This is a genomic window from Hydrogenophaga sp. (assembly GCF_031426985.1).
GTDB lineage: Bacteria > Pseudomonadota > Gammaproteobacteria > Burkholderiales > Burkholderiaceae_C > Hydrogenophaga.
The window spans coordinates 1-1,105 of record NZ_JASJOY010000114.1; the positions used below are offsets into that span (position 1 = coordinate 1).

At 64.6% G+C, this 1,105-nt stretch carries 1 protein-coding gene; it reads right to left on the bottom strand.

Annotation, left to right across the window (positions count from 1 at the left end):
* Positions 1-1,105, bottom strand: a 1,105-nt coding sequence (soxB, locus tag RMP09_RS14470) for a thiosulfohydrolase SoxB (RefSeq protein ID WP_310566685.1), incomplete at both ends; no start/stop codon positions are given.

Consider the following 1,105-nt stretch of genomic DNA (forward strand, 5'->3'; position numbering starts at 1 on the left):
CCTTGTCGATGTAGGCCTGCATCTCGGTGTCGGCCGGCAGCAGGTTGGCGAACACCGGCAGCAGCTTGTAGCGGAAGTCCTGCACCTTGCCGCCGCGCACGTCAAAGTCGAGCACGCCCAGGAACTTGCTGTTGGAACCGGCGTTGGTCACCAGGGTCTGGCCCTTGGCGTTCTTGACCACCATGGGGGCGGGCATGCCGTCGTGCGTGTGGCCGCCCAGGATGGCGTCGATGCCGGTCACGCGCGAGGCCATCTTGATGTCCACATCCATGCCGTTGTGCGAGATGACGACCACGGCCTGCGCGCCCTTGGCACGCACCTCGTCCACCATCTTCTGCATGTTCTCGTCCTGGATGCCGAAGCTCCAGTTGGGCACCATGTGCTTGGGGTTGGCGATCGGGGTGTAGGGGAAGGCCTGGCCGATCACGGCGACGGGCACGCCGTTCATTTCCTTGATGACGTAGGGCTTGAACACCTGGTCACCGAAGTCGTTGGTCTTGACGTTCTGGGCCAGGAAGTCAAGCTGGCCGCCGAAGTCTTTTTCGACGATTTCCTGCACGCGCTGCTCGCCCAGGGTGAACTCCCAGTGCGGGCACATGGCGTTCACACCCAGCAGCTTGCAGGCATCGACCATGTCCTGGCCATTGGTCCACAGCGCGGTGGCGCTGCCCTGCCAGGTGTCGCCACCGTCGAGCAGCATGGCGTGCGGGCGGCTGGCCTTGAGCATCTTGACCAGCGTGGCCAGGTGGGCGAAACCGCCGACCTTGCCGTAGGTCTTGGCGGCTTTTTCGAAGTTGAGGTACGTGAAGGCATGCGCCTCGGGCGTGCCGGGGCGGATGTTGAAGTGCCTGAGCAGGCCCTCGCCCACGATGTGCGGCGGGCGGCCGACGGCATCGGCCACGCCCAGGTTCACGTTGGGTTCGCGGAAGTAGATGGGCATCAGCTGCGCGTGGCAGTCGGTGAAATGCAGGAAGCTGACGTTGCCGAACTTCGGCAGGTCGTACATCTTCATCGCCGCGCCCGGCTTGCCGGCCAGCACATCCTTGTGGTCCAGGGCCATGCCACCCGCGCTCGCCACGGCCAGCACCTGCATGAATTCACGACG